We start from the raw sequence: 26,189 nt of genomic DNA on the forward strand, positions 1-26,189 counted from the left end.
GATGCGTATGGGCTTGGGTTTGTCGGCCGCACTCCAATGTCCGGGACGGTCAGCCCTCTAACGTGCGGCTATGGAAGACACTCCGATGCCCGAACCGCTGTGGCGCGCGGTTCACCAGCTCGTATCCGAGACGGTCCAGCAGTGCCAGGAGGTGCTGCGGTACACAGAGCCCGACCAGGCATACGACTGGCAGCGCATGACGTTGTACCGGGCTACGGACGCGGCGGACACGATGGACATGGCGTCCATGCTGATCGCGGCGTACTGCCAGCACGCCGGCATGTCGAAGGACAAATTGGAGTCGTACCTTCAGCTCAGTCAGCAGCACACCCGGGCGGCTGGGCCGACGGGCGCCGACCGGGCCCATGTGGCGGGCCTGCTGAGCGAAGATCCCCCTGCGGGCGCAGACCGGCCGGGACTGGTACGGATGCGGTACGGCCGCGGGGAGCGCCAGGCTGAGAAGGCGCACCGGCCGGAGGATGACCCGTAAAAGCTGTTCACCGAGGCATGCCTGCATGGGCTGCGGGCCAAGCTGTGCGACGATGTCGAGGCTCTGGACAGCTACCTGCCGCCCCACGTCGCAGAGCTGGCCCGAAAGGTCGCCAGCGTCCTGGAGGAGCCGCAGCCAGCACCCGCGTGACGTCTAAGGCCATGTCCTACGTGGTGAGGCGGTCGTTGATTCGGTATGGGGCGGGGAACGTGGAGTTGGATCGTGCCGGACGGGCTGTGGGAGATCGCCGAGCCGCTGATCCCGGAGCAACGGGCACGGCCGCAGGGTGGCGGGACGTCCAACACGCCTGATGAGACGCTGTTCGCGGCCATCATCTACGTACTGGTCAGCGGCTGTGCGTGGCGGTCGTTGCCGCCCTGCTTCGGCGTCTCGAAGTCCACGGTCCACCGCCGGTTCCTCATCTGGTCCAGAGCCGGAGTATGGGGCCGCCTCCACGAAGCGGTCCTGCACCGGCTCGACGACGCCGGCCTCGTCGACGTCACCCGCGTCGTCCTCGATACTGCCCACGTCAGGGCGAAAAAGGGGGCGAACACACAGGCCCGAGCCCCGTGGACCGAGGCAAGCCGGGTTCCAAGATGCACATCCTGTCGGACGCGAACGGACTGCCCCTGGTCGTCGGCGTCTCGGGCGGCAACACCCACGACAGCGAAGGGCTGAAGCCCATGGTGACGGGTCACCAATCGAGACACGACCCGGACCGCGGCCGCTGCTTCAAGCCCCAGCGCCTGCACGCGGACAAAGCCTATGACCGGCCCGACCTGCGCAAATGGTTACGCGGCAAGCGCATCGGAGTCCGTATCGCCCGCGAAGGCATCGAGTCCAGCGAACGGCTGGGCCGTCGCAGGTGGGTGATCGAGCGGACGATGTCATGGCTGTCCGGCTACCGCAGGCTCAGTCCCCGCTACGAGCGCAATCCCCGCAACTACCTGGCCTTTCTCGGACTTGCCGCAGCCATCTGCTGCTACAAGCGACTCGTCCGCCTCACCACGTAGGACACGGTCTAATACTGCAACGGTGTTTGCGGTGACTGCTGACCAGCTCAGGGGCTGCTGCTGGCGTCGGCGGCCCATGTCGACCAGTGCAGGATGTGGTCGGGGTGGGGTGGCGGTTTGTGAGTCGGGCGATCAGGCGTCGGATCTCGGCGAGGCTGAGGTGGATGAGCTGGGAGGATCCGTTTCTGCTTTCCCGGCATCCAGCGCGCGGGCGCGCAGGATGGTAAGGCAGGCGTGGGCGGCCATGGCCAGGGTCATGTGGCGGTGCCAGCCGGGGTAGCGGCGGACCTGGTAGTCGTCCAGGCCGCATTCCTGCTTCGCGGTCTGGAAGCATTCCTCCACGGCCCATCGGCTGCCCGCGATGCGGATCAGCTCATCCAGGGTGGTCCCGGCCGGGCAGTAAGCGATGTAGTAGGAGATCTCCTCGGGCCTGCTGACGCTGCGGCGGGCGATGACCCAGTGCCGGCGGTCCTCGCGGTGCCAGGGCCGGACCTCGACCCGGGCCCAGTCATAGATCCGCCGGCCGTGAGCTCCTTCACCGCATGAGCGGCGTTTCCACTTCTGCCGTGGGAGGCCGGGGAACAGGTCATGGACGGGGTGGTCGATGGCCCAGCGGGTGACGACGGTGTCGTGCCGGGTGGTGGCCATGACATGGAAGACATCGGCCTGCTCCAGCTCGGAACGCCAGCCCTTGCTGAAGCCGTAGGCGGCATCTGCCGTCACCCACCCGAACGGGATCTTGTCCCTGATCGCTCGTCTGATCATCTCCTTGGCCATGGCCACCTTCGTGGCGAAGGCGACGCTGTCGTCGATGCCGGCCCGCCGGCACCTTTCCCGGTCCTCCGTCCATGACGTGGGCAGATACAAGCGGCGGTCGATCAGCGTGCGTCCGCGGTCGGTGGCGTACGCGAGGAACACACCGATCTGACTGTTCTCGGTGCGTCCGGCAGTGCCGGAGTACTGCCTTTGCACCCCGGCCGAGCGGATGCCCTTCTTCAGGAAGCCGGTGTCATCGACGATCAGAACGGCATCCCGGTCTCCGAGGTGCTCGACGACGTAGTCACGCACGTCGTCCAGGACTCCGTCGGCGTCCCACTCGATCCGGTTCAGCAAACGGTGGATGCGGTCGGGCCCCGCGTGTCCGGCTTCTTCCGCGAGTGTCCAGCCGTTCTTCCGCTCCAGCGGAGCGATGAGTCCCCGCATATAGGCCAGCGCCGACTGGCGCGGCTCCTCCCGGCTGAACCGGTGCACGAACCGCTCGTGGACCGCACTCAGCTCACCGGCCCACAACCTGACATCAGCAAGGTCCCCACCCATAACCAGACCAACGACTGAGCTGGCCAGCAGTCACGGCAAGCACCGTTGCAGTACTAGTACTCCAGTCGCAGATCGCTATCGTCGCTGGTCAGGAGCGTGTCTGTGAGTGTACTTGCCTGACGTTCTGTCAGGTTGTGTGAGTTCGTGACTTCGGGTGCGACGGCGGTAGTGGCAGTGGCGGGCGATGGCCTGGTGTCGGCGTCGCCACCAGGACCAGCTCATCGCGTGGCCGGTGTGCTGAAGGTGCGCCGACGAGGAGTGACCAGCTGCCATGAGTCGCCGGATTTCTGCCACGGTGAGCGGTGCGAGGAAGTCGGAAGCGTTTCTGCGGCCCCCCTTTCCGGCCCCGCGGCGGCTGCCATGGCGGCGAGGAAGGCGTGGGTGAGCATGGCCAGGGTGATGTGCCGGTACCAGCCCGGATACCGACGGACCTCGTACTGGTCCAGCCCACACTCGTTCTTCGCGGCCTGGAAGGCTTCCTCGATCGCCCAGCGAGTTCCGGCGACGCGCACCAGTTCAGCGACGGCGGTGCCGCCGGCTGCGTAGGCGAGGTAGTAGGCGATCTCCTCCGGGCGGGCCAGGCTGCGTCGGGCCAGTACCCATCGTTGATGGGTGGGCTGATCGCCGTCGAATTCCTCGATGGCGGGCAGTTGGGCCGCTGCCCAGTCATAGACACGTGGCCCCTTCGCGCCGCTGCCGCAGGAGTGGCGTTCCCAGGCTTCTTCGGGCGCCTGGGCGATGGCGAAGTCAATGCGCCCCAGGGCGTGTACCTGCTGCGACTTCGGCACGGCCAGGACATAGCCGACGCCGGCCTCCTCCAGCATGCGGCGGAAGCGCCATTCCTGGCCGTAGGCCGAATCCGCGGTCACCCACGTGATCGGCAGCGGAGAGGCCAGGGCTCGGGCGACCATCGCCTTGGCCAGTTCGCCCTTGGTGGCGAACCCCCGCTCCTCGGGGATCTTCGCCGCCCGGCAGCGGCCCGCGTCGGACGTCCAGGACTTCGGCAGGTACAGCTCCCGGTCCACCAGGGCCCGGCCCTTGGGTGATGCGTAGGCGGCGAAGACACCTATCTGGCAGTTCTCGGTGCGTCCGGCGGTGCCGGAATACTGCCGCTGGACCCCGGCCGAGACAGTGCCTTTCTTGAGGAACCCTGTGTCGTCGACAATGAGCACCCCCGTCGGAGCCCCGAGCTTCTCTGCGACGTATTCTTGCAGGTCATCACGTATCTCGTCGGGGTCCCAGCAGGCCCGGCTCAGCAGATGCTGCAACCCGGCGGGAGTGCGGTGACCAGCATGCTCGGCCAACTGCCAGCTGTTCTTCCGGCCCACCGGCCCTAGCAAGCCGTGCACATACGCCCGCATCCGCCGCCGTAAGTCCACCCGCCCGAACCGGTGGCCGATACGCACGAGCAGTTCTTCCAGTTCAGCCGCCCAGGCATCGAGCTGCACATCGTCTTGCATGACCAGTACAACGGCCCGTCGCACCCGAAGTCACGAACTCACACAACCTGACAGAACGTCAGGCAAGTACACTCACAGACACGCTCCTGACCAGCGACGATAGAGATCTGCGACTGGAGTATTAGGACGACGTCGGCCTTCTTGCCCGGGGTGAGGCTGCCGATCACGTTCTCGAGGCCCACGCAGGCTGCTCCGCCGAGCGTCGCATATTCCAGCATCTTCGCCGCCGGGAACCGGGCGCTGCTGGGCAGCCCACCCGGGGCGGTCAGCTCGTTGTCCCGGAACCGGATAGCCTGCAACATCAGGCGCATCTGCGTGAACATATCGCCGCTGAAGGCTGAGACGATGTCGACGCCGAGGGATGGCAGACGTCCAGACTTCACGACCCGCTCCAGGACCGGGAACGCGCCGGACATCGACAGGCTCTGGATGACGTTGACGTCGTCGTTGATGCCGATGGCCGCGTGGAAGGTGATCCGGGCGGGCTCCAGGGTCCGGCTCCAGGCGAGCTCTTCGAGGACTGGCTCCATGCTCGGGAAGGTGAAGAACTCGCTGCTAGCGATGCCGAAGCGCAGGAGGCCGTCATTGCTCGGGTAGTGTTCCTCCCGCACCCGCGCGGCGTTGTCCCGGTGGAACTTCTCGATGGGGCCGGCAATCTCCTCGATGATCGAGGAGGGGTCGATAGCCTCGCCTGGGGTGTAGCGCGGGTTGCGGTAGACACCGTAGCCGAAGATGCCGCGGATCCCAGAGTCCTTGAGCCCCTTGACCAAGGTGTCCGAGTGCTCCGCGGAGACCTGCAAGTGCGAGTGGTCCACCAGAGTGGTGACGCCGGCGTTGATTGCCTCCAGTGCGCCGTAGTGATTGCCAAGGTAGGCGTCCTCGACCTGGTAGCAGACGGGGTACATGGTCCGCATCTCGACCATATATTCGAACAAGCTCCAGTTGACGGCGACACCGCGCAGCAGCGACTGCCACACGTGGCGGTGGGTGTCGACGAAACCCGGGCTGGCGATCGTCCCGGCCGCGTCGACGATCTCGGCCTCGTCGGCCTCGATCACCGGCGCGATGCGCTCGATGCGGTCGTCAACGATGAGGATGTCGCCGCTTGTGAGGTCGTGGGTCGACGGGTCCATCGTCGCCAGCATGGCGTTTTTGATCAAGGTCTTCTTCATCGCGCCGTGGTGCCTTTCGTTCATCATGGAGTGCGGTCGTGGCGTGGCCGCGTGGCGTCCACGCGCAACGGGGCCAGGGGTGAGGAGTCGGGCTTGACTAACCTCTCGCGGACCGGGGCGCGTCCCAGGGACGGGGTCGCCGGCTCGTCGTTCGGGCCGGGGGCAGGTCGACCGGCTCGACCCCGGGCACGACTCGGTTGGACAGCGATCCGATGCCCTCGGCCACGAGCGTCACGACGTCCCCGGGACGCAGCGGCGGCGGTTCGTCTCGGCCGGTTCTGGCCCAGTACTCCAGCAGGCACCCGCCGCCGCACGTGCCCGCCGCCAGGACGTCGCCGGGCACGAGCTCGGCGCCTCGGGAGGCGTGGGCGACGATCTCTTCGAACGACCACGACATGCTGGCTGAGTTGTCACCCCCGCCCGGCAACGGGGTGCCGTTGATCTCGGCGTGCATTTCGAGGGCCAGGCGGTCGCCGCGGCGATAGGGCTCGAGCTCGTCTGCGGTCACGATCCACGGCCCGAGGGTGTTGGCGAAGTCCTTGCCCTTCACCGGCCCCGCGCCGATGGGCAGGACCGCGGCCATCAAGTCACGGGCCGACCAGTCGTTGAACAGTGTGTAACCCGCGATATGCTCGCCGGCCTGCTCGGGCGTGAGGTCCTTTCCGCGCTTGCCGATGACGGCCGCCAGCTCGAGCTCGAAGTCCAATCGGTGACATCCCGGGGGCACCTCCACCGGGTCGTCGGGGCCGTTCACGGCGTTGGTGTTGGAGAAGAAGACCGGCTGTTCATACCACCCCGGGTGAACGGTAATCCCGATCCCTTTGAGACTGCCCTCGACGTGCTCCTCGAAGGTGACGTAGTCGCGCAGGGTCTTCGGCTGGACGGGGGACAGCAGCCTGACCGAGGAGAGGTCAAGCCACTGCCCCGTCGCCTGGCGCTCCACCATCTGCGTGCGCTCGGACGGAGTAGCTGTCAAGAACTCGTCAAGATCTTGAGTCGGCGCCAGGGGCTGCACTTGATCCCCATCGACAATTGCGATGGCGGTACCCTCATCGCGCTGGATCCGGGCGATCTTCATGCTGCTCCTCCGACACTGCCGTGCGGACGGGTGCCAGCCGCCTTGTGCAGGTGAGCCATGTGTGTGAACTGCGCCAGGCGGTCGGCGCGCGGGCGCGCGGGGTCGAGCTCCTCGTAGACGTTCAGCACGTTGGCCGCGATGCGCTCGTGCTCAGCCATGTCGGCAAAGCGGCTGAGGTCGATGGAGGCGATCGCCTCCTCCAGGCTGAGGCCATCCTCGAAACGCGCAACGGACTCCGCCTCGACGTACGTCAGGTAGTCGCGGACTCGCTGTACACCGGCCTTGTCGGTGACCGGGCCGTGGCCCGGCACGATGGTGACGACGTCGAGGTCCAGGACGAGGTCGCACGCGGCGGCGCAGCGCGACACCGGGCCCTCCCACACCAGTGGCGCGGCTCCGATGAACAAGATGTCGCCTGTGAACAGCACCCGTGCGTCCGGCACGTGGACGATGACGTCGCCCGGGGTGTGCGCCGGGCCCACCTCCGTCAGCCGTACCTGCCTACCACCGACATCTAGGTCCAGCGACCCGGAGAACGTGCGCGTCGGCGGGGTGGCGGTGATTCCCGACGGGTCGAAGCTGGAGGCCACGGCGCGGACGAAGTCGCCGACCTCATCTTCCCGGTGCCACAGGTTCGCCAGCTCCATTGCGCCGGCCGGGGTCATCAGTTCCGCTGCGGCAGCGGAGGCGACAATGTCGACACCCGGCGTGGCGACAAGCTGGTTGCCGAACCAGTGGTCGCCGTCGGAATGAGTGTTGACCACCGTCCGGATCGGGCAGTCCTCGGTGAGCGCGCTGAATGCCTGGAGCATCTGCGCGGTGTGGGCCAGGTCGAGGTGGGTGTCCACGAGTAGCGACTCACCGTCACCTCGAATGAGTCCTGTGTTGCTCTCCCCCCAGTGCCCCTCGGGCAGCAGCCAGGCATGACAGTCGCCGCCCAGGTCGTGGGGGCCGTTCGAGTAGCTGTTCATCGCGTCCCATCTGGCGAAAAGAGTGGGCTGGCGCGCGCTCGGGTACAGACAACGGGTCCCGCGCGCCCAGGTGCTGGCGACGCCGGGGTCAGTGCGGCTCACATGAAGTTGCACCCAAGTGCAACATGTCGCGTGGACTCTGCAATCAAGTGCAGGCAGTGTCAAGTGTCGCGTCGCGATGGATTCCGCAGCCCATGCTTCGCCGGCCTGACTCGCACGTGGGGGCGGCTCGACGGCTGGGACCAATCGGGGTTGCCACCAGACTGCACTTGAGTGCAGCATGGCCACCGCAGGGCGACCCGAAAGACCACACCGTGGTCCCGGAGGGGCTCAAGGAGGCAAGTGATGCGTGCGGTGGTGTGCGACGGCTTCGGCGGACCCGACCGGTTCGACGAGCGTGAGGTGGACCGGCCGCCGCTCGGGCCCAACAGCGTGCTGGTCAGGCTGACCCACGCAGGGGTCAACCCCGGCGACTCCCGAATCCGGCAGGGCCAGTTCGCGCCTCGGGCGCGGCACCACTTCCCGCTCGTGCTCGGGCTAGAGGGTGCGGGGTTCGTGGAGGAGATCGGCGTGTCCGGCTCGCCGTTCAAGCCAGGTCAGGCGGTGTTTGGTTTCTTCCTACACGACTATGCGGGCGACGGGACGTACGCCGAGCTGGCGCCGGCCCGCTCGACGCAGCTGGCGCCGGTGCCGCCCGGGGTGTCCATGCGCGACGCCGCGGCGGTCGCGTGCGCGGGCGGCACAGCCATGGTCCTGGTGGAGGAGCTTTTGGAGATACGCTCCGGGGACACGGTCGTGGTCCTGGGTGCAGCGGGTGGCGTGGGGCACTTCGCCGTCCAAGTGGCGGTCGCACTGGGCGCGGAGGTCATCGCGGTGGCCCGGGCATCGAACCACGACTTCGTCCGCGAGCTGGGTGCCGCCCACACGATCGACTACCGCACCGAGGACGTCGCTTCGGCCGTCGCGCGCCTGGCTCCTACCGGCGTCGATGCCGCCGTCGACACGGTCGGTGGAAACGCCCAGGCGCAGTTGTCCAGGATCGTTCGTCCGGGTGGGCGGGTGGCCTCGTGCGTCCACGCACCCAAGACCGACGACTTTCGCGCCCGCGGCCAGCAGTTTCAGTACCGATTCTTCGAGGCGACCCCCGCCCGTATGGCCCGGCTCAGCGAGTACCTTGTCGGCGGCGGCATCCGTCCGCGGATCACTCGCGAGCTGCCGCTGTCCGAGGTCGCCGCCGCGCACCGCGCGATCGACGCCGCCGAGGTGCGCGGCAAGATCGTCCTGCGAATCGATGACTCCCGGTGAAGCACGGGCTCCAGCTCCGCGTGCGTCCGGCCCCGAGCACGTGCCCACCGTCGACGACGGGATGCCGTCCAGCACTCGCAGGAGGTTCTCCATGTCCGTGATCATCACCGTGGCACCGACCGGCCCCATCGCCACCAAGCGAGACAACCCCAGCCTGCCGACCAGCCCCGAAGAAATCGCCACCGCCGTCGCCGAGGCGTACGCCGAGGGCGCAGCAGTCGCGCACCTTCACTTCCGCGACGTCGGGGGCCGCCCAACCGCCGACCTGGCCACCGCGGAGCGCACGGTGAGGCTGATCCGCGATGCCTGCCCGATTCTCATCCAGATCTCGACCGGGGTCGGCTTGGGCGTGGAGTTTGAGGACCGCGCCCGCCTGGTCGAACTGCGACCGCAGATGGCGACGCTCAATCCGTGAAGTATGAGTTTCGGGGCCGGAGAGTTTCGCAATCCTCCGGCCGACGTACGTCGGCTCGCGGCTCGGATGCAGGAGCTCGGCGTCAAACCGGAGATGGAGATCTACGACACCGGCCACCTCGACGCCTGCCTGCGGCTCATCGACGAGGGGCTCATCTCCGGCGACCCCCAGTTCAGCATCGTCCTCGGAGTACGCGGCGGCGCCGCGGCGACCCCGGCGAACCTGCACACGCTCGTCGGGCGACTGCCAGACAATGCGGTGTGGCGGATCATCGCAATCGGCAAGGCGAACCTGCGACTCACTGCCATCGGGCTGGCCATGGGTGGCAACGCCCGCGCCGGTCTCGAGGATACGTTGTTCCTCCGCAAGGGCGAACTCAGCCCCGGCAACACCCCTCTGGTCCGCCGCGCCGCCGACCTCGCACAAGCCCTCGACCTGCCGATCGCCTCAGTCGAGGAGGCCGCCCAGCGGCTGCGGCTGGCCGTACCTGCGAACACCTGAGGCGGCAGGACAGGGCCAGGACTCTTCACCTGGCCTTCGTAACCCGTCCTCTCACGGGCGTGGCCGGGTTGGCTCGAGTGACTCGTTGGTGCCGCAGTGAGTGATCGGGCCGTGCGCTCGGGCGAGGCCGACCTGGCGCCCCATGCACGGCGCCGCAAGCCCGTCACCCACCCACCTGTCAGCAACCTGCCGCTCAGCAGCCAGGTCGGGTTGGCATCGCTGGAGGACGACGACGACGCGGCGCGCAACAGGGACCTGAGAACGCACGAAGACGTCGCGGACGAGCGAACTCGGTGAGGCGACCGACGCACGCCGGCCAGGCGTTCGTAGAACTCGGTCGAGGCCACGGCACGCGAAGTCGGCGGTCCAGCCGCGCGCACGCGGGACTGGCCCGGGCACAGGTCACCGGAAGTGCATTCCACGCCGCCACGACAGCGGTCGCCCGGCCAAGTCGTCGCCCACCCTTTCCTTCGGGGTGAGCGACCCGCGGCTGAAGCGGAACGTCTGCGCGGGCCGCCGACAGTCACGTAGCCCTCGGCAAGCTCGGCAGGTCGATCCGACAGCGGAACCAAGTGTCCATCAAGACCGCGGACGCACTGCGGCGAGGACCAGTTCGACGCCTTCGTCGACCGTGTCCTGGAGCAGGCGGTCGCGCTCGCGGACCCATCGGAGGGTCGCGCCCATGAACATGTCGCTGAGGGTACGGGCTGCCACATCAACGTCGATGCCTCGGTCTACCTGGCCCCGCGCCTGGCCCTCCCTCAGAAGGGGGGTGAGGTCCGCCAGCAGCTGGGACTCGTAGCGGATCGGCCCGAGCGCCGCGGTCCAGCCCAACATCATCTGCCGCGAGAGCTCAGGCTCGGCCTGCACCATCTCGCAGATCAGGTGCAGGTAGGCACGAATCCGCTCGGGCACCTCGTCGGAGGCGCCTGTTGCCTCGACCACGGCGATGTCGGCCATACGGCGTGTCCACAGCATCGGAATGTCGCTCTTGCTGGGGAAATGGTTGAACGCGGTGCGGCGTGAGGCACCGGCGCGCTCGGCGATGTCAGCCATTGTGGTGGCCTCATAGCCACGCTCGACAAACAGCGCGGCCGCCGCCTCGTAGAGCCGGTCGCGAGTCTGAGTGCCGCGGTGCCGCGCACCCCCCTGCACGGTCTCCGGCACGTTCGCCACCTCACGGCCCCTGCACTCGGATGCATTGTGTGTGGCTCATCGTATCTGGCGGCGCGCCCAGCAGCAGGACCGCCCGCACTCCTGATGACTGGCAAAAGGCGAAGGCCGAGGCCAGCAGTCGGCTCTGCCTGCCTGCTGTGGACGCTCGCGAGGTAAGGAGCTGTTGTCTTTCCGGAGTTGAAGACTGCGTTTCCGCTGGTCGGGCGTAGGGTCGGCGGCCTCGTGGGAGTAGTGACCTGTCGTGCTGTCGCTGCCCGGGAGGTCGTGGAAGCCGTCGGCGGTTGGGTTGTTGGAACAGCGTGAGCTGGGTGCTCGCCGTCGCGTGGACGAGCTGCGAGAGGAGGCCGACCGCATCGAGGCCGAGCTGGATTGGAAGGAGTGGATCATCGCCCGCTCTCGGGTCGGCGAGGTGCTGGCCCCCGGCGGACGAACCCACGCAGGACCACGCCCGGGCCGTGCAGGCCACCGAGGCATTCGTGCTAAGGGTGGAGGGCTTTTCGTTGGCCTGTGGCGGCGGACCGTACGATCGCGTCAAGGAGTCTGTGGCGCTTGACGGCGTGGGTGAAGTCCGGGGCAGCGGCTGTTCCGTGGATGAGGTCGTCCCGAATCGCGGCGTAGGCGTGCACCAGCGTGTGGATCACTGTTCCGGCCAGGCCGGGATAGTCGTCGTAGCCGCTGGGCAGCGTGACCTTCGTAGGCCGACCGCCGCTGCGTGTGCCACACACCGTGACCGGACCGATGTGCGGGAACTCGGCCGCAGTAATCTCTAGTCTGCCCTCCGTGCCGTCGATGATCAGAGAGAACCCTGCACCCGATGCCGCGCCTCCACGGTGGTGGACGGACAGGATCGCCCCGCCCGCCACGGTGCCCGAGATCGCGATCTGGTCCTCGGCGGTCATCGGAACGACCTGCCCGGTGCGCCCGAGGGGAACCTGGCGGCGCCGGGTCGCGGTCGTAGCAACCACTTCCTGAAGCTCTCCGACGACCATCGACACCAGGTCGATCGCGTGTCCGAACGCGATGGTCAGCATCGTGGCCCCGAGCTTGCGGTCGAGCGTGTAGACCATGTTCTGAGACACCGGAGTGCCCCATTCGGTCGAAGACGCCACGACGGTGGCGGAAAGCACTTCCCCCACGAATCCTTCGGACACGAGGTCGGCCAGCCAGCGGAAGGTAGGCGAGGAGCGTCCCTGAAGACCGACGAAGGTGCGCGTCGTCCCGGCGGCACGCTCCATCTCCTCGGCCTCGCGCAGGTCGACGGCGAGCGGCCACTCGGAGAGCACCGGCACTCCCGCCTTCAGCACGGGCAACACGAGTTCGCGATGCTGAGGCACTTTGACGGCGACAACAACGAGGTCGACGTTCTCGTCGCTGGCGAGCTGCTCGACCGACGTGTACGCGGGTACGCCATACGCCGCTCCCGCGGCCTGGGCCGAGGCTTCGGAACTCGTCGCCAGCGCGCGAAGCTCGATCCCGTCGAGGGCGTTCAGCGCGGGCAGGTGAGCCCCGGCCGCCCAGCCTCCTGTGGCGCTCAGGCCGACGATGCCGACGCCGATCGGCTTACGGGGGTCAGGCATCGAGCTGCCGCCTTAGGGTCTCGGTGTCGTGCAGGGCCGTCATGTGCACGAACCGCCCGTCACGAACCTGATGGATGGCGTACTCGTCGATCTCGAACGAGGCGCCGGTGGGAGCCACGCCGAGCCACTCCTTGGCGGGCGTGCCCGTGTTGGTCAGACGGGCGGCCAGGCGATCACCATCGACCGCGATCTCCCGGGGCTCCCAGTGGAAGTCCGGGACCGCGTCGATGGCGCCGTTCAGCACAGCGATGACCTGGTCCCGAGTGCCCGGCTCGCCATTCAGGGTGGTCTCGTCGTTGACGAACTCGTCCATGCGGTAGATCTCGTGGGCGTTGAGCGCCCCGATGTAGCGCAGGTAGAACTCGCGCAGGTCGGTGTCGGACATGATCCACTTCTTCGACCCCCGGAGCGGAGGTCATGCTCGGTGTTTCGCTACGGCCCTTGACGGTTCCGTCGCGCTGATCGTCGGCAGGGGGAGGAACCACAGCTCGAAACTTCTGCACCGAACGGTACCGAAGTTTTGCCGCACCGTCACGGCCCTCATGCGCGGAGAATGTCTCACCGGGGCGAGCGAAGGGGTGCAGCCGCTATGCAGGCCGGCCGAGCAACGCCGTGTCGACGATCTCATCGAGCTCAGCAGGACCGAGGCCGTTGGCGGCCTGCACTGCGATGCCGAAACCCATCGTCATGATGAACCGGGCAAGACGCCGAGGGTCGGCGTTGCGCGGAAGATCACCCTCGTTGACGGCACGCCGGAAGCGCTGCTCAAGGCGGACCCCCGCGTCGTTGCGCCAGTCGACAAGCAGGTCGTGGACGGCCCGGCTCTCGTTGCTCGACGCCAGCGCACCCTGGACGGTCAGGCACCCGGAGGGGCCGTCGGGAGGGGTCGGCGTTGGAGGGCCTTGCGGAAGAACTGCTCCTTGTTGCCGAAGGCCGCGTACATGCTCGTCTTGGTGATCCCCATGGCGCCGGTCAGTTCAGCGAGGCTTGCACCTTCGTAACCTCGCGCCCAGAACACCCGCATCGCGCGTTCCAGCGCCTGGTCGATGTCGAATTCTCGAGGCCGACCCATGACGGCCCTACGGGAGTTACCTATGCCACAAGCGTACCTCTCGGTACAGATCTACGCTGACCAGTAGTTTCACCCTACCCAGTTGGCGAGCGCAGTTCAGTACCGGTCGGTCTTGATGTACTAGGGTTGCGGTTCTGCACCGACCGGTACTTAATTGATGGGAAGGGAAGTCCGCGCCGTGAAAACCGTTTCGCTCGGCAGCCTCAAGGTCTCGCGCATCGGTCTCGGAGCCATGGGAATGTCGGCGTTCTACATCGGCGCCGGCCAGTTCGACGACGAGTCGATCCGCACGATCCACCGCGCTCTGGACCTCGGGGTCACCCACATCGACACCGCTGAGGGGTACGGCCCCTTCATCAACGAGGGGCTGGTCGGCCGGGCCGTGCAGGGGCGCCGAGACGAGGTTGTGCTGGCGACCAAGTTCGGACTGATCTCCCACATCGGTGGCACGGCTCCGGACAGCACCCCGGCCAACATCCGCCTGGCCGTGGAGGGATCGCTGAAGCGCCTGGGTGCCGACTACATCGACCTCTACTACCAGCACCGGGTGGACCCCGGCACGCCCATCGAAGAGACCGTTGGCGCGCTGGCCGAACTGGTGGCCGAAGGCAAGATCCGCCACATCGGCCTGTCGGAGGCCGGCCCCGCCGCGCTCACGCCGTGGCGGTGACCGGTGAACGTGGCGATGGCGTGCAGTTCCCAGCCCATCCGGGCCAGGTCGGTCAAGCAGAGGTGCCGCGTGGTGTGGGTGGAGAACCGCCTGAACCTTCCCCAAGGCCAGGTAGTTAAGGGATTTCCGCCGCTGTCAAGGGGGGGAGGGTGTAGGCCGCAGGGCTGACCTTGGTGATGAGACGGCGGTCGGCCAGGCGGCTGAGCTGGCGGTAGATGGACTGGACGGTGATGTCACCGAGGAGGCGTGAGAGCTCCTTGGCACTCCAGGTTCGGTCGGGTTCGGAGTGCAGGAAGGCGATGATTTTCTCGCTGCGACGCTGGGGTGAAGCCCTGGGCAGGGTGCGCTCGTCCGTGGTGGTCTCGGGGTACTGGCTCCGTTCTGAAGGGGGCAGGACTTCCGTGGTGAGAGGGGTGATCGGGGTGGAGCGGTCGGGGCGACCGTCGTTGAGGCGCTCCGCGTTGCGGACGGTGGTGGACTTGACCTTGCGAGTGCTGACGCGTGGGCGACGGGCCGGGAGCAGGGAGTCCAGGGACGCGGCGTCCGATCTCGGTGGCTCGTCCGAGGCCGCCCGTGGCGGGTGCGGCGAGGATGAGCTGGTCGCGAGCTGCCTGGAGGGCGATGGTGAAACCGGCCCGGTCAGGATCGATGTCCGGACGGGTCTGGACGGCGTCGACCGTGGCGGTGCGCAGGAGCTGGTAGAGGGTGAGGGTGGCCCACACCTCCTGTTCGACGCCGGCGGGGTCCTTCGAGCGCAGGACGCGGCTGTTCATCAGGGTGTGACGCAACGCGTAGTACGCGGATTGATGTTCCCGGCGTTCGTGGTAGAGGGAGACGAGGGTGCGGGCGGGGTGGTGCCAGGGGGTCGGTGAGCGTGGTGATCAGCCGGTAGGAGCCCGTGAAGGTGGTCTTGTCTGCGCAGGTCACGGTAATCCGAGCCTCGATGACGCGGACTGTCACGGTGCCGAGCCGGGAGAGGTGGGAGTTGTCGTCGAGGCGGGCCTGGACCGGGGTGATCCGGCTGGACTTGAGTCTTCCCAGTACCTTCGCGCCGGTGGCGCAGGTCTCGGCGAGGAAGTCGTTGCCATCGAAGCCTTTGTCCCACAGCAGGAGCGTGTCCGGCGTCAACAGGTGCAGCAGGCGGCGGGCGTAGGCCGCCTCGCCCTCGCTGGGTGGACCGAAGCACGAGCCGATCAGTGCCCGGGTGCCGGTCTCGACCAGGGTCATCAGCCGGAGCATCGGCCAGCCGCCGTGCCGGTTCGAAGGCCGCCCGGTTCGCACCGCTGTCGGGGAGCCTGATCGCGGAGCAGCCGTCGAAGGACACGGTGCGGTACCGACCGTGACGTACTCCCGGGGTGGAAGGCTGGGCGAGCGGTCCCGCCACGGTCTCGTACAAGGCTCGCATCGGGGCGATGCCGATGCGCCGGCGTAGATCGCGCAGGGCCTTCGCCGTCGGACCCACCATGGACAACGAGCCCAGAGCGGCGGTGAGCTTGCGCCACACAAGGCCGTAGCCGACCTCAGGGAACAGGCACATCGCGGGAACGAAGTACACCCCACAGCGCGAGGGAAGATCGCGGAGCCGTGAGTGCCGGCCTCCGTGCTCCTCCAGTACCGCATCGACCAACTCCGGCGGCAGCAACGCACCCAACTCGCCCAGGTGCGCGGGCGCGTATCGCCCGCGTGACGAAGCGATCAGCCCCTCCGGAACACCGTCTGCCACAGGTGGTACGCAATATGGGGCCAACGGGACTCTCCTGTCCGCTGTCTTAGACGACGAGCAGTACAACGAGAGCCCCGTTGCTTCAGGCCTCAGACTTGCACCAACCCCCTTGACAGCGGCGGAAATCCCTTAACTACCTGGCCTTGGGGAAGGTTCAGTGAAGAGCTTCACCGAGCACGGATACAACGGCGCCTCGATGCGGCAGATCGCCGCGGACGTCGGCGTCTCGCCAGCGGCTCTGCTACGTCACTTCGACGGCAAGGAAGAACTCCTGACCGCCGTCCCGGAGTGGTGGTCGAAGCAGACCACGAGCATCACCGGTGACGCCGAGGGCGGCCTGGCGTATATCGACCAACTCCGCGCCGTGATGCGCTACCACGTCGAACACCGGGGCTTGCTGGAACTGTTCATCCGCCTGACCGGCGAGTCCTCCGACGAGAAGCACCCGGCGCGACCCTTCATCCAGCAGCGGTACGCCACCCTGGTGCGCACCCTCGTCCAGCGACTGCTCGACGTCGCGGCCACCGGCCAGATCCCGCCGCTCACCGACGCCCAGGCGGAAGCGGAGATCCGCACTCTTTTCGCCACCATGGACGGCCTGGAGATCCAGTGGCTCCTCGACCGACGGTCGATCTTGTCGGCCGCTTCGACCGGCACCTCGACCAGGCTCTGGAACGCTGGTCCGCGGGGCGCTACTACCCTTGAGCCCGGCCCGCCCTCGCAGCCCGGAAACAGGTCGCGAGCGACACCGCCCTCGACAATAGACCGGCGGTCCCATACGTTGTGGCGGTCGATGCCCCCGTACGGGAACCTGTACCGCTCTGAGCACATGGCCGACCAGTGGCGGCAGCCGGGCGCCGTAACGGTCCGTGAGCACCCCGCCCCAGATGCTGGGCAGCGGCCCCACGACACAGGTGAGCACGGAGGCCAGCAGCGACAGCGAGGTGGGGAATCCGGCGGTGATCAGGGCAGTGCTTCCGGTTTCTCATCCGCACTACAACGCGGGACGGGCCCACCGTAGCCTCGGCCTACGTGCTCCTGACGACGACCCGAACGTCGTTCCTCTTCCCGCTGCCGGGGTCCGGCGCCGCCGGCTACTTGGTGGACTGCTCAACGAGTACCGCGCCATGGCACCCCGGCTGCCTTAACATCCACAGGGAACGCCCAGCTCAGTAGCCTGATCGCGTGCTACGTCCGGCCGGGCACCCCGAACACGCCGAGGTGATCTCCACCGTCGACCCGGCCACGCTTGCACCGCAACGATGAACGGGCGGGTGGCCGACGTGGACGCCGCTCCGGCGCCGGGACCGATTCTTGACGCGCGCGAGCCGACGTTTGTATCCTCTTTATGAATCGAAGTCACTTCACCCGTTGGGCGTCGGGTGTGCGAGCGGGGACGATCCGGTCCGTTATGTGGGGAGGCTCGCGATGGCGACACTCAAACGGAGGCGCTTCTTCGGGGTTGCTTCGTCGGCTGGAGTCGCTGCGGCGGCGTCGCAGGGTGTCGCTCTGGCGAGCGGCCGCGATGCGCGAGGTCCGAACCTGGTTGGAGTCCAGGCCGAAATTGGCGCGAGCGTGATCGCGCAGGACTATCTTGATCCGTGCACGGTGGACGTTGCGATCGACTCGGTCGCGCTTGGCCACACCGCGTCGGTACGCATCAACCTTCCGCATCGGTTCGGGTCGAGGCCCCGAGCCTCATGGCCGGTCCTCTACCTCCTCCATGGCGGTTGCGGCGACTATCTGGACTGGACGCGGCACCATGACATCGTGCGCCTCTCGCGTGAGCGCGACGTGCTGGTCGTCATGCCGGACGGCGGAGAGCTCGGTTTCTACACGGACTGGTGGGCCCGTGGCGTGGGAAACAAGCCGGGCTGGGAGACGTTCCACCTGGTGGAGCTCTCGCAGATCCTTGTGCGGGGGCTCCGTGCCGCCGACCGACGCGCGATTGCCGGCCTGTCGATGGGGGCTTCGGCGCGATGTCGTACGCCGCTCGCCATCCCGGTCTCTTCCGGGCGGCGGCGTCCTTCAGCGGCACGCTCGATACGCTCCACCCGACCGTCGAGCCAGTCTCCTCCGGCCGGTATGCTCCTTGGCTTTTGCGGACGCATATCGCGCCGAACGGGTATGACCCGCTCGGCCTCTTCGGCGATCCAACGGCGCAGCGCGCCGTGTGGGCAGCGCACAACCCGGCGGATCTGGTCAAGAACCTGCGTGACACGAAGTTGTTCGTGTCCTGCGGCAACGGACGGATCGGACCGTTGGATCCACCTGGAGCCGACCCTTCTGACGTCTCCGTCCGATTCGAGGCCTCTCAACTGCTGCAAAACCGGGAGTTCGTCAAGCGGGCATCCAGCCTCGCATTCGACGTGACCTTCGAGACCTACACCGGTTCCCACACGTGGCCCTACTGGGCGCGCGAGTTCGACAAGGCGGGCGTTCCCGCTCCTCATGGAGGCGATCGAGGCGGGGTGAGCCCGCGGCTGTGCCGTTCGGACGGCTCGATCTTCTGCCGTTGTGCGTCCGTGCCCTCGTCTTGCCACACGATGAAGCGCACCTGCCCGGCCCGAGAACTGATCCGCCCATCACAGCAAGGGCCATCAGAAACTATAGGCTGCTGATATGAATTCAGTTAAGCTCCCTGTCGTGGCTTAGGAGGTCGCGCATGTCTTTCGTTCTCATTCACGGCGCCGGCTTCGGCGCGGACTGCTGGGACGAGCTGATCCCACACCTGAACGCGGAAGCGCTGGCAGTCGACCTTCCTGGCCGCGGGATGAGGGCTGACGTCCCACTGGGTACGGTCACGCTCTCGGACTGCGCCGATGCGGTCCGAGAGGACGTCGAGGCGAGGGACCTCCGGGACCTGGTGCTGGTCGGCCACTCCTTCGCGGGGGTTACGGTACCGCGCGTCCTGGACCTCATATCCGAACGGATCCGTCAGGTCGTCCTCGTGTCGGCAGTCGTACCTCCCGACGGATCCCGGGTGCTCGATCAGATTGATCCCGGCGTGCGGGATCTGGTCGAGCAGTCCATCACCGCCGGGGTCTACCAGCAGACCCGTGAGGGCGCTGCCACGATGCTGTGCAACGACATGGACGAGGCGACTGCCGCCTCCGCTCTGGACCGGCTGGCCGACGATTCGGCCGCGCTGCTGAGCGAGACCGTGGACCTGAGCGGCTACCGGAGGGATATCCCACGGACCTACGTCCACCTCACCCGGGACCAGTGTTACGTCGAGGAGCTACAGCAGCGATCCATCGCGCTGCTCCGGGCGGAGGTTATCGATCTCGACACTGGTCATATGGCAATGATCAGCGCGCCGGGAAAGCTCGCCGCCGTCCTCAACGCCGTTCACGGCTGAGTATTGTGTCCACACGGAGATCCACCAGTGGCGCCTTGGGCCGTTTCGTTCGGATCACGCCTTGCTGCACGCCGGGCACGTTGTAAGGCCACGGCTCTCATGGGCTGATCGTGCCGTGCTCTCCGCTCTCGCACGGCACCTGCCATCCGCCTTGCGCCGCTATCGGCTGGTCACCCCGGGGACGCTGCCGGCCTGGCACCGCCGTCTGGTGCGCTGGAAGTGGCGTCAGACAGCGGTCGGACCGGGTCGGCCACCGCTGGCAGAAGAGATTGCGGCGCTCATCCAGCGCCTGGCGTGAGAGAACCCGACCTGGGGATACGTCAGGATCCAAGGTGAGCTGCGACGGCTTGGCCATCGGGTGGCCGCCGCTACGATCCGGCGCGTCCTGCGCCGCTCCGGTCTGCCGCCCGCACCGCAGCGAGCAAGCCAGCAGACCTGGCGTTCCTTCCTGCGCTCTCAGGCTCACGCACTGCTCGCTTGCGATTTCATGCACGTGGACACCGTCTTCTTCAAGCGTCTTTACGTCTTCTTCGTTATGGAGATCGCCACCCGGCGTGTCCATGTCCTGGGCGTCACCGCCCGCCCGACCGGCGGGTGGGTCACGCAACTCGCCCGCAACCTGCTCATGGACCTCGGCGACAGGGCCGGATGCTTCCGGTTCCTCATCCGGGACCGGGACAGCAAGTTCACCGCCGCCTTCGACGCCGTCTTCTCCGGCAACGGCACAGCCGTCATCCCGACTCCGCCGCAGAGCCCACGGTCCAACGCGTTCGCCGAACGATGGATACGCACAGTCCGTACCGAGTGCCCCGACCGACTCCTGATCACCGGTGAACGGCACCTGCGTACTGTCCTCAACCAGTACGCCGAGCACTACAACGCGGGGCGGGCCCACCGCAGCCTGGACCTATGTGCCCCCGACGACGACCCGAATGTCATTCCTCTTCCCGCTGCCACGGTCAGACGCCGCCAGGTACTTGGCGGGCTGCTCAACGAGTACCGCAACCACGTCGCCCCGGTTGCCTCATCATCCGCAGAAAACGCCCAGCTCAGCAGCCTGATCGGAATATTGACACCCTTCACGGGTAGCCGGAGCCCATTGCTGGGCCCCGGCCCCCTCAGAACCGGCCGTGCGGGCTTTCCCCGCAGCTCGGCTCAAGCAAGCCCCATGGGCTTCGCAGGTCAGCAGGGTGTGGTCCGTTTGCCGTCGCTCGCATGGTGCTGGCGATGGCATTCGGAGTGCACGAGGCGGAGATTCGTTCGCTCTCCGAGCCGCCGTCGCGCCGGTAGGTGAAGTGATGCTTGTGGAGCATCTTCCTCGTGGCCGCGAACCAGGCCATCCACTCACGTAGATTGTCCGGCTCGTATTCGGCCCCGGCGATCAGCGCCTGCTTGCAGAGAGGGCACAGCCCTCGCTGTCGTGCCGCCAGATAGAGACTGGTCCTGTCCATCGGCGGCGGCGCCTTTGTTCGGCGGCGGTTGTCCCAGTAGTCGGTCAGGGACGGACCATCCGGGGATGCCGCTCCTTTGACCATCCGGTGTCGGACGATGCCTGTCCAGGCCAGCTTGGGGAGGAAGGCGCCGGTGTCGCGGTCGCCGAACACCCAGCCGTCGTTTCTGGACGGGTTGAACTTGTCGAAGTAGCGGGCCTTGACCCACGACCTTGACTTCCTCGGATGGCGTCGCCTTCCCCACTTAAACGTGAGGTGCCACGTGTAGTGGTCGAGAGACGCGAAGGTCTCCGTGGACACCACCGTCCGGTAGTAGGCCGCCCAGCCCCGCACGAGGGGGACGACTCTGCGCAGTACGGCCTCGGTGTTGTCCCCTTGCAGGGACCTCATCTCGGTCCGTAACCGCTCCCGGAACCTCATGACGGCTGCCTTGCTGGGTTTGATGATCAGTTTCTCTCCGAAACGGCGCACGGTGAAGCCCAGGAAGTCGAAGCCCTCACGGAGGTGCACGACTTGGGTTTTCGCGTCGTTGAAGCGAAGACCCCTGGGCTCCAGCCATTCGTCTAGCCGCGTCCTGACCAGGTGCGCTTGATCTTCGTCGTGGCAGAGCACGACGAAGTCGTCGGCGTAACGGATCAGGACTGGAGAGTCCGGCATCGACCAGGACTCGCGCCCCTTTTCGGTCGAGTACCGGCATCCGGCAGCCTTCTCCAGCCCATGCAGAGCAATGTTCAGCAGCAGGGGGCTGATCACGCCGCCTTGAGGGGTTCCCTCGTCGGTCGGCGCGAATCGGCCGCGATCCATCACTCCCGCCTTCAGCCATCCCCGGACCTGTTCCCTGGCGGGGAACTGCCCGATGGACGACATCAGGTGTTCGTGATCGATGCGGTCGAACGCCGCTGCCAGGTCTGCGTCGAGAGCCCACAGGCGTCTCGCAGCCTTCCCTTTCGCCGTGGCGAAGATGGCGGCTATCGCGTCATGACAGCCGCGGCCGGGCCTGAAGCCGTAGGACTTCCGTTCGAACCGCGCTTCCCACTCGGGTTCCAGGGCATTCTTCACCCGGGCCTGGAGGACCCGGTCACGGATAACCGGAATGCCGAGCGGTCGTTGCTTCCCCGTTGCTCTTGGGGATGAACACTCGCTTGACCGGCCTGGCCTTCCAGGGCGTGGACGACCGGTGGACCTCGGTCGCCAGCTTGCCCCTCTCCGCTGGGGTGAGGGCTCGCTTCCCGTCGATGCCGGCGGTCTTGCGACCACGGCTCTGCTGCGTCACCCGCCGCACGCTGACCAGCGTGTTGCTTCGGCTTCGCAGCATGAGCTTCTGCGGGCTGCGGACCTTCTTCCAGTCCTCTTCCTGCGTCGCCTTGAAGATCCTCCGCCTCAGCCGCCGTACATTTTCCTCGGTCTGGCCCCAGTCGATGCCGTGCCAGTCGAGTGCTTCGTCCTCCGGTCCGTTCACCGCGGCCGCGTGGGATGCGGCCAAGGCCGTCTCCTGCATCTGCGGCTTCGGCATCCAACTTGCCCTTCGGTTCAGACGTCTTCGCTTCGGAGCTTCATAGGCTCACCTGATCCACGTGGGCACCCTTTCGGGCCGGGCCACCGGGGCCCGTATCCGGCGGGTTATACGAGGGCGGGTGAAGCGCCCGCCTCCCGGTTTCCCCTGGCCTTTCGGCCTACCGGCCTTCGCTTCTTGGATCATCCTGTCCCGCCGGGGAGATCGGCTCTCCTTGCGGTCGGCTCACCAGGCCGCAGCCTGGTCCCCGACGGGGTTTCCACGTTCCGCAATAGGAAGGTGCGGCTGGGGTGGGCGCCCTCTCTACCCCGGGACCAGCGGTATCCGCCTCCTGGAACGAGATCCCCAGGAGTCGCTTTACGCTTCCCAGCGTCAGGTCCTGCGACTGCCGTCTGCATGCCATCGCACAGCCTCAACCTCACTGGGCGTCGTCAAGGGTTCACTTGCGTTCGCCCGTCCAGCCTTCCCCTCACCTGTGGTTCCTCGATGGCCGAGTCGCCCTTGGGCTTGAACGCTCAGCTTCATACCCCGCCGTTGCCAGCGACGCATGTGAGCGCGGGAACGAGCCTGGACACTGGCTCGAAGGCCAGCCGTTCTATCTCTGCTTCATTGGCTGTCCTTACTTCTCTACTGCGACTTCGTGTCGCACTCCCGGGACCTTGGTTACACGAAGTCCTCGAACGTGAGCTGCTGCGGGATGTCCGGGATCGGTTCAGGCGGCTGGTCGAACCTGGCCAAGTGGCACGCCCGCTGGCGGGCGCACGGCGAGAACGGCCTGCTCGACCACTCCTCCCGGCCTGCCACGTGCCCGGCCCGCACCGCAGAGGACGTCGCGGACCTGGTCGAGGCGCTGCGGCGGCAGACCAAGCACGGGCCAGCCCGGCTCACAGCCGACCTGAAGCGGCTGCACAGCATCACGGTCGGCCGTACTTCGCACAGCGCTCCTACGGCGGCAACGGCGAAGACCTCCCGGGACAGATCGGCTGCGAGGACTCGCCGGAGGCGTATCTGGAGGCGATGTGGGCGTGCACCACGGAGTACGGCGGTGAGGTGACGATCAGGTCCACCGACGCATCCGGCAGCGGCAGGCGTCGGGCGTCGGCGAGCACCAGGTGCGCGCCCGCCATCGCGGGCAGCGCCCGTCGGCGCCCCGGCCTTACGCGCCCGGTAGGCATCAGCGCTTGAGACCTGTCCTCTGAGCGTGTGACGGATGCCCGGAACCCCCGCGGTTGGTGGTCATCGTGGTCCCGGCTGCTGAGGGCGCGCGGCTCAGGTGCGAGGAGCGTCCCCACGAAGCCGGAGCCGGTCTGCGCCCGGGGGCCGCGTCGTGACGGACGCCCGTGGGCAATGCGACAGCACCGGACAACCGGGACCACCTCGCTGCTCGCCGACCAAGACCGAGTGCTTGGCCAACCGGGCCTTCGGGGGTGCCGCCCCACGGGTCTATCGGAGAGCAGCTGGCCACTTTGTCTCCTCATCGGCCATGACAAGCTTGAGCTGTGCCTTTGAAAGGTTCTTCACGCCTTTCAGGTTCGCGCCTCTCAGGTCCGAGTGCCTCTCAGGTCCGCGCCGGCGAGGTTCGCGTCTTCTAGGTTCGCGTGGGTCAGGTTCGCGTGTCTGAGGTTCGCGCCGCTCAGGTCCGCGGCGATCAGGCGCGCGAAGGTCAAATCCACATTCCACAGGCGTGCGCCCTTCAGGTCTGCGTGCATGAGGTCCACGAGCTCCAGGTCTGCGTATGTCAGGTCCGCGCCTTTCAGGTCCGCGCTTTTCAGTTGCGCGCCCTTCAGGTGAGCGCCTGCCAGGTAAGCGTGGGCTAGGTGCGCGCCCTGGGCGGGTGCTGAGCCGTCGACTTCGGCTGCGGGGAGCCAGGCGCTGCTGAGGTCGGGGACGAAGCCTTGGTCGTGTGCGGTGTTGCGGGTGGTGAGGACGGTGAAGGCTGCCTGGACGTCAGCGGGAATGTCCTGGCGTTTTGCTGGTGGTTTGTTGGCGTGGGTGCGTATGTAGGTGCTGAGGACGTTGGCGATAGTGGGGTGGTCGCGGGTGGAGTCCTGCATGATGCGTTGGAGGGCGTAGACGCCGCCCAGGCGTACGTCCATCTTGTCGTCGCCGAGGTTGGTCACTGCTGCGGTGTATCGGTCGGTGACCTGGGCGTCCTTCGCCAGGGTCCTGTCCTGCCGGGCTTGCTCGGTAGCCTGTTGCGTCTGGACGTTGGAGTACCAGAGCCCGGCTACCGCCGCCAGGGACGTCAGGAGGACCGACGCCAGTTCGATCTGCCGTGCCCGGTCCAGGCCTCCAGCTCTGCCTTGTGAACCTCGGCTGGCTGTTCGTGTTCGGCTGGCTCGAGTGGTGGCAGTGCGGGTGCTGCGGCGTACCCGCGAGCTCCGTGAGGACCTAGGCGTAGAAGGCATACCGGCATTCTCGCGGCACTGGGCCTGCCCGCGGCTCGCGCTCCGGGTCGGGCGCCGGAGTTACTGGCGGATGCCCAGGTCCAAGCCATCCGGACTGGCTCGACAAAGGCCCCGCCTGACCAGCGGCTAGTCGGTGGGCATGCTTGATTCATTTGAGCAGTAACTGGTCTATTTCCGGAGGCAGTTGGGAAAGCTCTCCGTAGTGCCAGCTCGGCGGCGGTCAGGCGGCTCCGAGCATCACGTAGTCGTGGGCGACGTCGCGGCGTTCGGCGGGATAGCTGCGGCGTCGGGCGAGTCGCCTGGCCATGAGAACGTCGCGGGCCGTGGGTGACAGGCGCGCGTTCGGCAGAACCTCGAAGATCTCCGGGTTGTGGAAACCGGGGACCTCGCCGCTCCTTCCAGGTCAAGTTGTGCTTGCTCAGCTGCCCGATCGCCCGGGAGATCTTGGACTGCGAGCAGCCGAACTTCACAGCCAGGCTGGCCTGAGTCATCTCCACCAGCGCCTGGTCATCGTGGTGCACCGTCAGGTGGTCCACCACGTTGCGAGCCGTGTCAGCGCTGCGACTTCCCCGACGTCGCCGAACTCGTTGTAGGGGCCGATGCCGAGGGTGACGGCGTTGGCCTCCCGTGCCACGGGCGGGTCAGCCGGTGAACGCTTCGGCCAGGCGCATGCTGGAGCCGTCTTCTTCGGCCGGGGTGAGGGCGAAGTTCACTGCGGCCTGGATTGGCGCCACCAGTTCGCTGCCGGGCGACGGCGCCGCTTGCGCCGCTACGGGTTGCGGTAGCGGTCGTGAAGGATCTTGACGGTGCCGGTCCATGTGCTGTCGGCCTGCTGAGGCTGGTGGCCGGCGTGGTCGGCCAGCCGCCGGTAGATCGGGTGCATAGTCCCTGTTTCAGTGGTGATCAGTGCGGTGAGCAGAGCTGGACGCTGAGGCTTCGGAATGCGAGGGCGCGCAGTGGGCTTGACCCGCCGAAGCACCTGCACCTGATCAGATTCCGTCAGTTCCCCCAGGCCCTTGATCTGGGCACACAGATCGGCGAGTGTCACGGTCTTCCCCAACCGGGCTGTGTGCTCCAGGACGTCCCGGACGGCGTCAGCAAGCCGGCCGCGTCGATGCGCTGCTCAGAGCGGGGGGCGGCAGGAGGGTTGCGCGGCGATCGGCCGGGCAACGGCCGCTGAGGGGCACGCGGCACGGGCGCGGACTCCGTCGGAGCTGTCTGCCATGTGTGTACCTGGGCGTGCTGGTCGACGGTGAGCCAGGCGGAAGCCTGCTTCGCGGCCTGAGCAAGCTGGCGGCGCTGGCGGGGCGCGATAGTCCGAATCCCGCGGTCCTTCTGCCGCGCGAGATCGCCCAGCATCCGCTCGACCTTCTGTATGGCCTTGCGCTCCTGAAAGGTCGGCTCACGTGGTGTCGGCAGGCCGACGGCTCGTTCCAGCCTCAACAGCGCGTCAGCGGCAGCCTTGATCAGGTCGTTCTCTTCGGCGGTGGCCCCGCCGTGCGTCACCTCTTCCGCC

The 26,189-nt window shown here is 67.2% G+C and carries 24 protein-coding genes and 5 pseudogenes; 12 read left to right on the forward strand and 17 right to left on the reverse strand.

Translation table 11 applies throughout. The features are described from left to right. Positions 1-70 precede the first annotated feature (70 nt). Together ACJX2R_RS50485 and ACJX2R_RS50490 are read left to right on the forward strand one after the other, a co-directional pair. Complete coding sequence (locus tag ACJX2R_RS50485; RefSeq protein ID WP_413105671.1) at positions 71-490, forward strand: hypothetical protein; 420 nt, start codon at positions 71-73, stop codon at positions 488-490. A gap of 195 nt (positions 491-685) precedes the next feature. Next, positions 686-1,503, forward strand: a protein-coding gene (locus tag ACJX2R_RS50490) for an IS5 family transposase (RefSeq protein WP_413105672.1) whose coding sequence is annotated in 2 segments (ribosomal slippage) — positions 686-1,028 and positions 1,028-1,503 — 819 coding nt in all. Because the reading frame shifts where the segments join, the coding sequence is not laid out codon by codon here. A gap of 132 nt (positions 1,504-1,635) precedes the next feature. On the opposite strand, the gene ACJX2R_RS50495 is transcribed toward ACJX2R_RS50490, so the two are convergent. The 5 genes from ACJX2R_RS50495 to ACJX2R_RS50515 form a co-directional block, all read right to left on the reverse strand. Then, the gene (locus ACJX2R_RS50495; protein ID WP_413105673.1) at positions 1,636-2,820 is read right to left on the reverse strand and encodes an IS701 family transposase; all 1,185 of its coding nucleotides are present in this window, start codon (positions 2,818-2,820) and stop codon (positions 1,636-1,638) included. Positions 2,821-3,038: 218 nt separating this feature from the next. After that, positions 3,039-4,280, reverse strand: coding sequence for an IS701 family transposase (locus ACJX2R_RS50500; protein WP_413105674.1), 1,242 nt, complete (start codon positions 4,278-4,280; stop codon positions 3,039-3,041). A 38-nt stretch (positions 4,281-4,318) separates the two neighbouring features. Further along, positions 4,319-5,452 carry an amidohydrolase family protein gene (locus tag ACJX2R_RS50505; protein WP_413105675.1) on the reverse strand — a complete coding sequence of 378 codons (1,134 nt, stop codon included), beginning with the start codon at positions 5,450-5,452 and terminating at the stop codon, positions 4,319-4,321. Positions 5,453-5,549: 97 nt separating this feature from the next. Then, positions 5,550-6,530 (reverse strand): fumarylacetoacetate hydrolase family protein, encoded by a 981-nt coding sequence (locus ACJX2R_RS50510; RefSeq protein ID WP_413105676.1) that lies wholly within the window; start codon positions 6,528-6,530, stop codon positions 5,550-5,552. Continuing rightward, positions 6,527-7,501 carry an MBL fold metallo-hydrolase gene (locus tag ACJX2R_RS50515; protein WP_413105677.1) on the reverse strand — a complete coding sequence of 325 codons (975 nt, stop codon included), beginning with the start codon at positions 7,499-7,501 and terminating at the stop codon, positions 6,527-6,529. The genes ACJX2R_RS50510 and ACJX2R_RS50515 overlap by 4 nt, the downstream gene beginning before the upstream one ends. Before the next feature lie 345 nt (positions 7,502-7,846). Between ACJX2R_RS50515 and ACJX2R_RS50520 the strand changes: the two genes are divergently transcribed. From ACJX2R_RS50520 to ACJX2R_RS50530, 3 genes and pseudogenes are all read left to right on the forward strand, one after another. Then, entirely contained in the window at positions 7,847-8,806 is a 960-nt protein-coding gene (locus tag ACJX2R_RS50520) for an NADP-dependent oxidoreductase (RefSeq protein ID WP_413105678.1), read from the forward strand. 91 nt (positions 8,807-8,897) lie between these two features. Then, positions 8,898-9,722: pseudogene (locus ACJX2R_RS50525) on the forward strand (3-keto-5-aminohexanoate cleavage protein). A 96-nt stretch (positions 9,723-9,818) separates the two neighbouring features. After that, positions 9,819-10,019: a hypothetical protein gene (locus ACJX2R_RS50530; protein ID WP_413105679.1), complete on the forward strand. Its 201-nt coding sequence runs from the start codon at positions 9,819-9,821 to the stop codon at positions 10,017-10,019. Positions 10,020-10,301: 282 nt separating this feature from the next. Here the strand turns inward: ACJX2R_RS50530 and ACJX2R_RS50535 are convergent, their stop codons facing one another. From ACJX2R_RS50535 to ACJX2R_RS50550, 4 genes and pseudogenes are all read right to left on the reverse strand, one after another. Next, positions 10,302-10,889 (reverse strand): TetR/AcrR family transcriptional regulator, encoded by a 588-nt coding sequence (locus ACJX2R_RS50535; RefSeq protein ID WP_413105680.1) that lies wholly within the window; start codon positions 10,887-10,889, stop codon positions 10,302-10,304. Between the two features lie 488 nt (positions 10,890-11,377). Then, complete coding sequence (locus ACJX2R_RS50540; protein ID WP_413105681.1) at positions 11,378-12,475, reverse strand: Gfo/Idh/MocA family protein; 1,098 nt, start codon at positions 12,473-12,475, stop codon at positions 11,378-11,380. Further along, positions 12,468-12,860, reverse strand: coding sequence for an ester cyclase (locus ACJX2R_RS50545; protein ID WP_413105682.1), 393 nt, complete (start codon positions 12,858-12,860; stop codon positions 12,468-12,470). The genes ACJX2R_RS50540 and ACJX2R_RS50545 overlap by 8 nt, the downstream gene beginning before the upstream one ends. A gap of 202 nt (positions 12,861-13,062) precedes the next feature. Beyond that, positions 13,063-13,571 (reverse strand): annotated as a pseudogene (locus ACJX2R_RS50550) (TetR/AcrR family transcriptional regulator). A 154-nt stretch (positions 13,572-13,725) separates the two neighbouring features. On the opposite strand from ACJX2R_RS50550, the pseudogene ACJX2R_RS50555 reads away from it, so the two are divergent. Together ACJX2R_RS50555 and ACJX2R_RS50560 are read left to right on the forward strand one after the other, a co-directional pair. Then, positions 13,726-14,202, forward strand: a pseudogene (locus ACJX2R_RS50555) (aldo/keto reductase); the annotation flags it as partial. A gap of 230 nt (positions 14,203-14,432) precedes the next feature. Next, positions 14,433-15,089, forward strand: a complete 657-nt coding sequence (locus ACJX2R_RS50560; RefSeq protein WP_413106207.1) for a hypothetical protein — start codon at positions 14,433-14,435, stop codon at positions 15,087-15,089. Here the strand turns inward: ACJX2R_RS50560 and ACJX2R_RS50565 are convergent. Next, positions 14,990-15,844: a transposase domain-containing protein gene (locus tag ACJX2R_RS50565; protein ID WP_413106165.1), complete on the reverse strand. Its 855-nt coding sequence runs from the start codon at positions 15,842-15,844 to the stop codon at positions 14,990-14,992. The genes ACJX2R_RS50560 and ACJX2R_RS50565 overlap by 100 nt on opposite strands. Positions 15,845-16,097: 253 nt before the next feature. On the opposite strand from ACJX2R_RS50565, the gene ACJX2R_RS50570 reads away from it, so the two are divergent. The 3 genes and pseudogenes from ACJX2R_RS50570 to ACJX2R_RS50580 all read left to right on the forward strand — a co-directional run bounded on the left by ACJX2R_RS50570 (position 16,098) and on the right by ACJX2R_RS50580 (position 19,301). Beyond that, positions 16,098-16,961: a TetR/AcrR family transcriptional regulator gene (locus ACJX2R_RS50570; RefSeq protein WP_413105683.1), complete on the forward strand. Its 864-nt coding sequence runs from the start codon at positions 16,098-16,100 to the stop codon at positions 16,959-16,961. 407 nt (positions 16,962-17,368) lie between these two features. Then, positions 17,369-18,561: pseudogene (locus tag ACJX2R_RS50575) on the forward strand (alpha/beta hydrolase). 44 nt (positions 18,562-18,605) lie between these two features. Next, positions 18,606-19,301, forward strand: coding sequence for an alpha/beta fold hydrolase (locus ACJX2R_RS50580; protein ID WP_413105684.1), 696 nt, complete (start codon positions 18,606-18,608; stop codon positions 19,299-19,301). A gap of 97 nt (positions 19,302-19,398) precedes the next feature. Here ACJX2R_RS50580 and ACJX2R_RS50585 read toward each other — a convergent pair whose 3' ends face one another. Continuing rightward, complete coding sequence (locus ACJX2R_RS50585; protein ID WP_413106208.1) at positions 19,399-20,142, reverse strand: hypothetical protein; 744 nt, start codon at positions 20,140-20,142, stop codon at positions 19,399-19,401. Here ACJX2R_RS50585 and ACJX2R_RS50590 point away from each other — a divergent pair. Further along, the gene (locus ACJX2R_RS50590) at positions 20,086-20,595 is read left to right on the forward strand and encodes a hypothetical protein (RefSeq protein ID WP_413106166.1); all 510 of its coding nucleotides are present in this window, start codon (positions 20,086-20,088) and stop codon (positions 20,593-20,595) included. The genes ACJX2R_RS50585 and ACJX2R_RS50590 overlap by 57 nt on opposite strands. 403 nt (positions 20,596-20,998) lie before the next feature. Here ACJX2R_RS50590 and ACJX2R_RS50595 read toward each other — a convergent pair. Then, a pseudogene (locus ACJX2R_RS50595) lies at positions 20,999-21,811 on the reverse strand (reverse transcriptase domain-containing protein); the annotation flags it as partial. 19 nt (positions 21,812-21,830) lie between these two features. After that, the gene (locus ACJX2R_RS50600; protein ID WP_413105685.1) at positions 21,831-22,265 is read right to left on the reverse strand and encodes a reverse transcriptase N-terminal domain-containing protein; all 435 of its coding nucleotides are present in this window, start codon (positions 22,263-22,265) and stop codon (positions 21,831-21,833) included. A gap of 697 nt (positions 22,266-22,962) precedes the next feature. On the opposite strand from ACJX2R_RS50600, the gene ACJX2R_RS50605 reads away from it, so the two are divergent. Then, positions 22,963-23,319, forward strand: coding sequence for a helix-turn-helix domain-containing protein (locus ACJX2R_RS50605; protein WP_413105686.1), 357 nt, complete (start codon positions 22,963-22,965; stop codon positions 23,317-23,319). Here ACJX2R_RS50605 and ACJX2R_RS50610 read toward each other — a convergent pair. From ACJX2R_RS50610 to ACJX2R_RS50625, 4 genes are all read right to left on the reverse strand, one after another. Continuing rightward, on the reverse strand, positions 23,210-23,440 hold the full coding sequence (locus tag ACJX2R_RS50610; protein WP_413106209.1) for a hypothetical protein: 231 nt from the start codon (positions 23,438-23,440) through the stop codon (positions 23,210-23,212). The two genes, ACJX2R_RS50605 and ACJX2R_RS50610, sit on opposite strands and share 110 nt — an antisense overlap. A gap of 366 nt (positions 23,441-23,806) precedes the next feature. Beyond that, entirely contained in the window at positions 23,807-24,385 is a 579-nt protein-coding gene (locus ACJX2R_RS50615; protein WP_413105687.1) for a pentapeptide repeat-containing protein, read from the reverse strand. A gap of 1,057 nt (positions 24,386-25,442) precedes the next feature. Further along, complete coding sequence (locus ACJX2R_RS50620; protein ID WP_413105688.1) at positions 25,443-25,721, reverse strand: hypothetical protein; 279 nt, start codon at positions 25,719-25,721, stop codon at positions 25,443-25,445. Further along, a complete protein-coding gene (locus tag ACJX2R_RS50625; RefSeq protein WP_413105689.1) occupies positions 25,718-26,179 on the reverse strand; it encodes a hypothetical protein in 462 nt (153 codons plus the stop codon). The genes ACJX2R_RS50620 and ACJX2R_RS50625 overlap by 4 nt, the downstream gene beginning before the upstream one ends. Positions 26,180-26,189 lie beyond the last annotated feature (10 nt).

Origin of the sequence: Streptomyces sp. Inha503, assembly GCF_047215865.1 — a bacterium.
Taxonomy (GTDB): Bacteria; Actinomycetota; Actinomycetes; order Streptomycetales; family Streptomycetaceae; genus Streptomyces; species Streptomyces lycopersici.